General features: G+C 34.1%; 7 protein-coding genes. All 7 read left to right on the top strand.

Annotated elements, in window-relative coordinates:
• Window positions 1-228: 228 nt before the first annotated feature.
• Window positions 229-645, top strand: coding sequence for an Ig-like domain-containing protein (locus HGPG_RS05770; RefSeq protein WP_036731679.1), 417 nt, complete (start codon window positions 229-231; stop codon window positions 643-645).
• A 166-nt stretch (window positions 646-811) separates the two neighbouring features.
• Window positions 812-5,746 carry a Cna B-type domain-containing protein gene (locus HGPG_RS10105; protein WP_019125114.1) on the top strand — a complete coding sequence of 1,645 codons (4,935 nt, stop codon included), beginning with the start codon at window positions 812-814 and terminating at the stop codon, window positions 5,744-5,746.
• Entirely contained in the window at window positions 5,736-6,401 is a 666-nt protein-coding gene (locus tag HGPG_RS05760; RefSeq protein WP_019125113.1) for a class C sortase, read from the top strand. Before HGPG_RS10105 ends, HGPG_RS05760 begins: the two co-directional genes overlap by 11 nt.
• A gap of 233 nt (window positions 6,402-6,634) precedes the next feature.
• On the top strand, window positions 6,635-6,844 hold the full coding sequence (locus HGPG_RS05755) for an SHOCT domain-containing protein (protein ID WP_019125112.1): 210 nt from the start codon (window positions 6,635-6,637) through the stop codon (window positions 6,842-6,844).
• Window positions 6,845-6,903: 59 nt separating this feature from the next.
• Window positions 6,904-8,466, top strand: a complete 1,563-nt coding sequence (locus HGPG_RS05750) for a recombinase family protein (protein WP_019125111.1) — start codon at window positions 6,904-6,906, stop codon at window positions 8,464-8,466.
• Complete coding sequence (locus tag HGPG_RS05745; RefSeq protein WP_019125110.1) at window positions 8,459-8,875, top strand: recombinase family protein; 417 nt, start codon at window positions 8,459-8,461, stop codon at window positions 8,873-8,875. The genes HGPG_RS05750 and HGPG_RS05745 overlap by 8 nt, the downstream gene beginning before the upstream one ends.
• Window positions 8,868-10,430, top strand: a complete 1,563-nt coding sequence (locus tag HGPG_RS05740; RefSeq protein ID WP_019125109.1) for a recombinase family protein — start codon at window positions 8,868-8,870, stop codon at window positions 10,428-10,430. Before HGPG_RS05745 ends, HGPG_RS05740 begins: the two co-directional genes overlap by 8 nt.
• Window positions 10,431-10,444: the final 14 nt, after the last annotated feature.

Here is a 10,444-nt window from a genome sequence, read left to right as displayed (position 1 = left end):
ATTTAGTTAATCTAATCTAATGGCTTAAGACATCACAAAGTATTATAGCCAACTCTTCTAATATGTAAACTAAAAATAGTGCCGGGTGAAATTGATGTAAAAACGTACAAAAAGTGGCAAAAAATCTTGAAAAGTGGTATTATTAGAGTGTATAGATTCTTTTTCATCGGAATAAATTTCATTGTATATGGGATGTTCCTGTAGAAAAAAGAAGAAAAGGAGGAAATAATGTTGAAATGTAAAAAGATAACAGCATTTTTTTTAGCTTGTTTAATGCTGTTAGGTACAATTGTGCCAATTGGAGAGGCATTTGCGCAAGGTGCAAATCATTTGTCAAAAACAAGAATTAGTAGGATAGAGGTCAAAGATCGAAAAGGTAATACCATTGATCTTAATGAGAAAATTGAGGAAGATAAGGACTGTAGACTAGAAATAGACTGGGATGCCAGTGAATATGGAGCAGATATTAAAGAAGGAGACTATTTTAATGTCACTCTTCCTAAAGGTTTTAAGGCATCAAAAAGCAACTTTGCAGTACATGCTCTTGATGGAGTGCAAGTTGCAAAAGCACAAGTAAATGACCTAAATTCTGAATCGGGGGGGGGGTACTCTAAAGGTAGTATTTACAAGCCTTGTAGAGGATGAAACAGATGTAAAAGGTAGTATTGCTATCGAAGGCAGCCTACTAAATACAAACAATCCTCCTGAAGAAAAAGAATCAGAAATTAAAGAAGACGAAGCATCAATCGATAAAACAATCGAAGAAAAAGAATCAGAAATAAAAAAAGACGAAACATCGACTGAAAAAACGATGTTTGCTCAAAATAATGAAAATAATTCAACAGATGAAAAATGCTCAAATATTGATCTTAGCTTAGATATAGAATCACACGAACAAACAGAATATTATGGAACAGATTTAATTCAAAGTAAAGTTGTAATTGATGGTAAGGGAATTGAAGGTCAAGTTGAAGGCTTATATTATGATGTTATTCTCCCTTCTGAAGAGTTTCCAATAAGAAACGATGGAAACAGGGATCCCGTTGATGTGACAAGATGGGAAGACCCAAATAACCAAGGAAAGTATATAGATTCTTCAGCTACTATTCAAGAGTATCCTATGATTGATAGGGTGGAAAAGAGAGTAGAAGATGGGAAGACCATCTATAGAGTTTATTTAAAAACCATAGATTCTACTACTACTTTAAAAATACCTTATACTTTTAGTTTTAAAGATAATATTACACCACCAGATTATAAATTCCAACCAGAAGTTAAGCTTTATGACGCAAGTGGATGTCTTATAAAAGAAGTAAAAGACAAAGAATATTCTATTAAATATGATGACTTTAGGGGAAGAAAACTAGTTAACCTGTCTAGTGAAAAAGACCAAATGAATTATGGCGGAAGTGAAGATAAAAAGGATCCTCGAAGAATAGCAGAAAATGACACAAGACCTGTAAACTTTCAATTCAGGTTAGAAGTTAAAGATCGTGGTTACAATGGAAGCAAAGCAAGAGCTCTTAAATCTTATGTAATCACAGACACCCTACCAACTTATACGGATGCAGATGGAAAGGAAAGGACAGCTGAATTTAGAGCGGAAGAAAACCCAGGATGGGTGCTTTCTGCAGATGGAAAGACGGTAACTTATAATCTTAATGAAAGAAAAAGACATAGTAATAAGGATGGAGACTTTTTATGTGGTGGTGCTGAAGGCGACCTATATGAAGAGGGAGTTCAGCTAAAATTACGCTTTCCAGGTGCAGAAGCCAATTCAAAGGACACTCCAAAAGATGATAGAGTATATTATGACAATAGTGTTGACATAGAAGCAAGACCATATAACCCAGCTGAAGGGGAAGTTTACAAGGCTTCAGCTAATTTAAGCTTTCAATTGACATCCGATCCATTAGATGGAAGTGGCGTATTTTGGAAGAATAACGGATATGATGACGGCGTATTCTATCCAGAAACGCCAGCCAAGACTTATTATGATCCAACAGGAATGGCTACGGCAGAAGTAAACTATAGTGTTTATTTAAAAAACAGAATATCTGAGCCTATGAAAGACATCGTCATCATTGAAGATGCTAAGAACTTTGATTCCAGATTTTATGTGTCAGGTATGCTTGCGCCATCAGAATTCTCACCTGGGAAAAAATTTGTGGATTCAAGTCAGTATGAGATAAGGGGGATTAAGTCAGATGGGACTTATGATATTATAACTGGAAAGTTATTTGGATATGAAGAGTATCCGTTAAATAAACTTGCTCAGGAAGAAGCAAAAAAGATAAGAAGGCAAGTTCTTGATGGAAAGATAGAAAGAGAAAATGCTCCAGCTGTAAATCCAGAGTATGATAGAGTAGAGATACATTTTAAAAATTATGAACTGCCAGTAGGTACTACGCTTAGATTAGATGTAAAAATGAAGTACAAGGATCCTTTTAAGGTTAAATTTGAACCAGATAGAGCCCTTAATAATACAGCAGAGGTAAATTTAAAATCCGGAGAGGATGAATATAATTTTACAGCATCAGCAGATAAATACCTCATACCAATAGAAGAGTCTGTTAAGCTCTATAAAAGCACCGATTACTTACGTAATCCTACACCTAAGGTTGGAGATCAGATTAGATTTAGAATAGAATATGATTTTAGAGGATTGTCTGACCAAAGAGAACTCTCAAACTTAACATTTGTAGATCTTTTACCTGAAGGTATAACTGTAGATTCAAAAGAATTAGGGTTGAGGGCTGATGTCGGAAGTGGATTTAATTATAAATATGAGCTGGTAAAGAATTACAATAATACTGGTAGAGACGCTTTTATTTTAAAATATGACAACTTTTTAGTGGGCGAATTTAGGAATGTTCATGGTAAGAAATTAGAATTTAGTTTTGGAGGAAGAATTAATGAGAATATTGTCCCAGAAAGGGCTATTACAGACAAGATTAATAATGACAATATAGTCTATTCTTACTTCAATGATGACCAATCTGTGTTAAACCCTAAGGTTGGTGACCCTATGTCATCTACAGTAGTTGTTGATAAGCTGGATATCAATAGAAATGGGAAGACACATGACTCTATCCTAATGGCGAAGTCAAAGGTAACCTCTACTTTGGCACAAAGTGTAAAAAGTATTAAAAGAATAAGAAGTGTAGAACCAGCAGAAGAAAATGGGGACCTTGTATATGACAGGGCATTTTCATTAGATACAGTTACTAATTATGCTGATAAAGCCAATGATAAATTAGGTAGGTTTGAATATCAGCTGAGAGTAAATAACTATAAAGATGAGTATTTAAATAAACTGGAAATATATGATGTACTACCAAGTTTTACTGATGGAAATAATAAATACAGGAATAAACTTGTCGATGAAATAAAAATCTATAAAGCTGGCAAAGATATAACAAAGGATTTTAATATTTTTTATACAACAGATGAGAATCCTTCAGAAGACCCAGTAAAAGCTGTAAAAAGCCAAAATTGGGTTAAAAGTCCGACATCATACGAAGATGTTACCGCTGTAAAGATAATCGGTAATTATGACCCAGTATTAACACAATATGAAACCTTAGATATCAGACTTCAAATGAAAGCTCCAGAATATCCTGGCAGCAATGTTCTTAATGATAAAGTCGCAACGAACAGCTTCTTTGTAAGATATGCAGATAATGGAAATTTCGGAGAATCTAATTCTGTTACGAATAGATTAATGAAAAAAGAAGATATCAAAGTCGAAAAGATTTGGCAAGATAAAGATGGCAAAGTTATAGACGCTCCAACAGGCAAAATAGAAGTAGAACTATATAAAGATGAGCAAGCCACAGGAAAGAAACTAGAATTAAATAAAGCCAACAACTGGAAAGCAGAATTCAAAAACTTAAAATTAGAAGATAAATCCGACATATATACGATAAAAGAAGTCGGAGAAAAAGACGGCTCAATCAAGTTTGGAGATAAATGGTATGATGTTTCATATACGAGAACAAAGGAAGATGGTTTTAAGATCACAAATAAAGAACCAAGTACATTGACTCCATTAGACCCACCAAAGACAGATGTAAAAGTACAAAAAATCTGGCAAGGAAAAGATGGAGAAAAAATAGAAGCTCCAGTAGACAGTATAGTAGTAGAATTATACAGAGATGGAGACAAGACAGATAAGAAGTTAGAACTAAACAAAGACAACAATTGGACTGTAGTCTTTAAAGACTTAGATGTAGTAGAAAAACTAGACTCCGAAAAAGCCTACGAATACACAGTAAAAGAAGTAGGCGAAGAAAAAGGTCTATATGAACTAGAAAATAAAAAGTTTAGAGTAAGCTACACAGGATCTATGGAAGAAGGCTTTAAAATAACAAACAAGTTAGAAGAAACATCAAATCCATGGACACCAATAACACCATCAAAGACAGACATCAAAGTAGAAAAAATTTGGCAAGATAAAGATGGAAAAGAAACAGCGGCCCCAGTAGAAAAAATAGAGGTAGAACTCTATAGAGACGGAAAAGCTACAGATAAGAAGTTAACACTAAATGCAGAAAACAACTGGAAAGTAGAGTTTAAAGACTTAGATGTAGTAGAAAAAGTAGACTCAGAAAAAGCCTATGAATATACTGTAAAAGAAGTTGGTGAAAAAGAAGGAAACATCAAACTATCAGATAGCAAATACAAAGTAAGCTACGAAGAAACAAAAGAAGGCTTTAAAATAACAAACAAGTTAGAAGAAACATCAAGTCCATGGACACCAATAACTCCATCAAAAGAAGACATCAAGGTTGAAAAGATTTGGCAAGGAAAAGATGGAAAAGAGATATCCGCACCAGTAGAAAAAATCGAAGTAGAACTCTACAGAGATGGAAAAGCTACAGGCAAAAAGCTAGAACTAAACAAAGCCAACAAGTGGAGTGGAGAATTTAAAGACTTAGACGTAGTAGAAAAACTAGACTCAAAAGAAGCCTATAAATACTCAGTAAAAGAAGTTGGAGAAGAAACTGGTTCAATTAAGCTGAATGGGCATTGGTACAAAGTAAATTACAGTGGGTCTATGAAAGATGGCTTCACAATAACAAATAAAGAAGAACCAAAAACACCGCCTACACCACCAACACCATCTGAACCAGATACTATAACTATTAAAGTTAAGAAAGACTGGACTTTATATGGAAATAAACCAGTAGATAAAATCATGGTTGAACTATATAGAGATGGAAAAGCTACAGGGAAAATTCTTGAGTTAAACAAAGCCAATAATTGGAGTGGAGAATTCAAGAACTTAGATGTTAAGAAAGGTGCAAATTCAACGCATGACTACCACTATACGATAAAAGAAATTGGCGAATCTGGAAATACAATAAAACTAGATGGAAGATGGTTTGATGTCAATTATCTTGGTAATATGAAAGATGGTTTTACAATTGTAAATAAAGAAGAAAAACCAACGGAGCCAGGTAAGCCAGAAGAACCAAATACACCAAATAAACCTAATGACCCACAAGAACCAAATACGCCTGAAACTCCAAAAGAGCCAGAAAAACCAAATAACCCTGGAACACCAGTTAAACCAAATACTCCTAAGGCTCCTTTACCAGGTAAGCCTCTACCTAAAACAGGAAACGGATTAAATCCATCAACCTATGCTTGGATTTTACTAGGACTTGGTAATCTTTCTACTTTTGCTGGAATTCAAAGAAAAAAGAGAATAAAATCAAGAAGAAAGAAAAATGTCAAATAAGCAAAAAAAAGATCATTTAAGTAAATTTCTTCTTGCAGTCGGGTTAATATTCATTGTTTTTTCTATTGCTTTTCTATTCCTAAACCATAAAAGGTTGGAATTAAAGAAAGAAGAATCCATTAATCTGGAAAAACAAATAAAACAAGAATTACCTCCTTTTGAAAATTACGAACAGGAGAATAAACCTGGAGAGATAGAACAAACTGTTGCATCAAAAGACTCTATAAAAGATACAGCTATAGGCGTTCTTAGAATTGATAAAATAGGAGTAATTACCCCTATTAGTGATAATACAAGTGAAAAATCTTTATTAGAAGGTTCAGGTATTGTTGAAGATACAGATATACCGACTTCAGAGGAAAATACTATAACTGTTCTTGCAGGGCACAGAGGAGGGATAAATGAAACACAATCCTTTCTAAATATTGACAAGTTGGAAAAAGGTGATGAGCTAAAGATTACTACTCGGGAAGAAGAACTCTATTACAAAGTAGTTGATAAAGAAGTAATTGAACCTACAGATTGGAGTAAATTTACACGAGAAGAAGGAAAGACCAAACTCTTTTTAATGGCATGTCACCCCTATCCCAAAAACGATAAAAGGCTTTTAGTAAAAGCTGAGCTAATCAAAAATGATGAAGAGATAAACAATTAAATTAGCAATATAAAAAACTATCCATTGAAATTTATTTCTCTGGATAGTTTTTTGTTGCTATTTAAAACATAGACTCATAAATTGAGAGGCAAATTATGAAGTAACAAAAGCATGGATACTATTAGCTATAAATTTTACTCAAAAACACTCCCTATGTCCTAAGGAATATAGAGGAAAGAAAATTAGGTTAAAAATAGCCTTAATTTCTTTGCCTGTGATATAGGAGGTGGAGCATGAGAGTAGAAAAGTTTGAAGGTGAAAAAGAAGTTATAAAAACTGAATACACTGAAAGAGATTTAAAGGCAGAGCTTAACTTTTATCTATCGGATAAGTTTATCCAGGATCTTTTTCTTTTAGATGAAATTAGCCTTGAAGAATATAGAAAAATTAGGAGAGAAAACATTAAAAAATTCAAACCTATTCTTTCAGAATTATTGCTATAAGACTTGATATATACTCATTTGTACGGGAATATAGCACTAAGAGAAAGAGAGGTGAGACAATGAAAAAGATAACAAAAATAGAAGCGAATCAAAAAGAAGGATCCATATTAAGAGTTGCTGCCTATGCAAGAGTATCGACAGATGAGGAAGCTCAGCTTGTAAGCCTTAAAACACAAAAAGCACACTACGAAAAGATTATATCTGAGAACAAGTCATATGCTTTTGCAGGTTTATATTTTGACGAAGGCATCACTGGAACAAAGAAAGAATGCAGGGATGGACTTCTAAAAATGTTAAATGACTGTGAAGACGGAAAAATAGACTTTATCCTAACTAAATCCATCTCAAGGCTTGCAAGAAACACGACAGATTGTTTGGAAATCGTAAGAAGACTCCTTGACTTAAACATTGGTATCTATTTTGAAAAAGAAAACATTGATACAAGAACCATGGAAAGTGAGTTGATGTTATCCATACTTTCATCCCTTGCAGAAAGTGAGTCCAGGTCTATTTCAGAAAATAACAAATGGTCCATAAAGAAAAGATTTCAAAATGGAACTTTTATTATATCAAGCCCACCCTATGGCTATGAGAATATAGATGGAAAGATGGTAGTGAATGAAGAAGAAGGAAAAATAATAAAAGAAATATTTGAAAAGTATCTTTCAGGTAAGGGAACGCACAAAATAGCAGAAGACTTAAATAAAAGAAAGATTAAAGGGCAAAAAGGATCAAACTGGCATGGGTCGACTATAAATGGAATCTTAAAAAATGAAAAATATATAGGCGATGTCATCTACCAAAAGACCTATACAGACGATACTTACAAGAGGCATAAAAATAAGGGAGAAGAAGACCAGTATAAAATAATAGACAACCATGAAGCCATTGTAAGTAGAGAGGACTTTGAGAAAGTTCAAGACCTAATAAAGATAAGGGCTATAGCAAAAGGAAACGGAAAAGACACTAAAAGATATCAAAATAGATATAGCCTATCGGGGAAAATCAAGTGTGGCGAGTGTGGTTCAAGCTTTAAGAGAAGACATCACTATAATGGCAAAGATAAATATATAGCCTGGACTTGTAGTGAACACCTTAAAGATATTAATAAATGTTCTATGAAGTTTATTAAAGACAAGGACATAAAACTAGCTTTTGTGACTTTAGTAAACAAACTAATCTTCGGAAAAGATAGTATTTTTACACCACTCTTAGAATCCTTAAAGAGAGTGGACAGTAAGGAAGAAGTAGAGAAGATAGAAAAAATAGAAGAAAGCTTAGAAAAACTAAAGGAAAGAAAAGAGGTTCTAAGCAAACTAATAACTTCGGGAGTTTTAGATGCAAGTATTTACGCAAAAGAAAGCAGTGAAATTTCAAGTGAAGAAAGTTATCTACTCAGGGAAAAGGAAAGAAGTAAGAAAGTCATCCTTGGAAATGACGAAGAAATAAGAGAGCTTGAAAAACTAATAGGAATCTTAGGAAAAAGTGAAATGATAGATCGCTTTGAAGATGACTTGTTTGAAGAAATCATTGCCCACATACAGGTTGTCAATAGAGTGACTCTTGATTTTCATTTAAAGTGTGGACTTGTATTAAGAGAGGAAGTGAAAGAAGATGTCTAGGTTATGCTATGGCTATACGATAAGAGACGGAAGATTAGAAGTTCAAGAAACAGAAGCCGAGAATATAAGAAAAATCTTTAAAAACTATCTTGCTGGCAATGCCCTTATAAAGTCAGCAGACCTTGCAGGCTTAAAGAAAAACAGCTCCAGTGTCAAAAGAATGTTGACTAATGAAAAATATTTAGGAAACGAAATCTATCCCAAGATAATAGATAGAGAAAGTTTTGAAAAGGCAGGACAAATGTTAAAGGAAAGGGCAGTAGCTATGGGACGAGTTTGGGAAAAAGAAGAAGAGATCATTAGAGTTCCCTGCAAGTTTAGATATAAGAAAGAAGAGACTTTGCCTCTAGATCCTTTTGAGAGAGCAAGTTATAAGTATAGGTTAATCGAGGTGATAGATGATGAATAGCAAGGTTATAGTCATACCAGCGAAGAAGAAAAAAGGAAATTCCATCAAGGAATCAGAAAAGAAGAAACTGAGAGTGGCAGCTTATGCGAGGGTATCAACAGATAGCGATGAACAGGCAACTTCTTATGACACTCAAGTAGACCATTACACAAATTATATTAAGAAAAATCCAGACTGGGAATTTGTGGGAGTTTTTTCTGATGAAGGAATCAGTGGAACATATACCAAGAAAAGAGCTGGCTTTAATAAAATGATTGAAGAAGCCATGAAAGGAAATATCGACTACATCATTACAAAGTCCATATCGAGGTTTGCCAGAAACACACTTGACTGCTTAAAGTACATTCGTAAGCTAAAAGAAAACAACATACCAGTTTACTTTGAAAAAGAAAACATCAATACCATGGATGCCAAGGGAGAAGTCCTCCTTACCATTATGGCATCTCTTGCTCAACAGGAAAGTCAGTCTTTATCACAAAATGTGAAGTTAGGCTTTCAATATAGATTTCAACAAGGGCAAGTCCAGGTAAACCATAATAGGTTCTTAGGCTACACAAAAGACGAAGCGGGAAAACTTGTCATCGTTCCTGAAGAAGCAAAAATTATAAAAAGGATCTACAGAGAATACTTGGAAGGAGCAAGCCTACGAGATATAAAAGAAGGACTTGAAAAAGATAAGATACTAAATGGAGCAGGAAATAAGAAATGGCATGTATCAAATCTCAATCAAATATTAACTAATGAGAAATACATGGGGGATGCCCTCTTACAAAAGACTTATACAGTGGATTTCCTGAATAAGAAGAGAGTAAAAAATGATGGAATTGCACCTCAATATTATGTAGAAAATAGCCATGAAGCCATCATACCAAAAGAAATCTTCATGCGAGTCCAAGAAGAAATTGATAGACGAGCTAATATGGTAAGTGGCAAAGGGAAAAGAAGAATTTATTCCAGCAAATACGCCCTTTCAAGTATTGTCTATTGCTCTAAATGCGGAGATATTTACAGGAGAATAGCATGGAACAACAGAGGGAAAAAGTACACCGTTTGGAGGTGTTGTACAAGAGTAACCCATGGACCAGATGCCTGCCATGCAAGAACAATAAAAGAGGAAGACCTACAAGAGGCAGTCGTAGAAGCCATCAACCAACTTATATCGGAAAGTAGTGAATTAAAAGAAATAATAAAAGAGAATATAGAAAAAGCCATCACAGGTGATGGAAGTAGTGGAATAGAAGAAATAGACAAAGAAATGTTGAAAGTGCAAGAAGAACTTTTAAAAGTTGCCAATGCCAAGAAAGACTACACAGACCTTGCAGGCAGAGTGGAAGAATTAAGGAATGAAAAAGAAAAGATACTTCTAGATTTAGCGGAAGAGAAGAATGAACAAAGCAGGCTAAAGGAATTAGAAGAGTTTTTAGATAATCAGGAATTGGAAATAGAAAGCTACGATGAAGACTTGGTAAGGAAACTTGTAGATAAGGTAGTTTTATATGATGAGGAACTAAAGATAGTGCTCAAGTCAGGAGTTGAAGTCAATGTATGTGTATAAATATATTGACTTTC

Source organism: Peptoniphilus grossensis ph5, from assembly GCF_000311825.1.
Classification (GTDB): Bacteria; Bacillota; Clostridia; order Tissierellales; family Peptoniphilaceae; genus Peptoniphilus_A; species Peptoniphilus_A hominis.
Note: the sequence above shows the minus strand (reverse complement) of the source record. Positions and strands in the feature narration are given on the sequence as shown.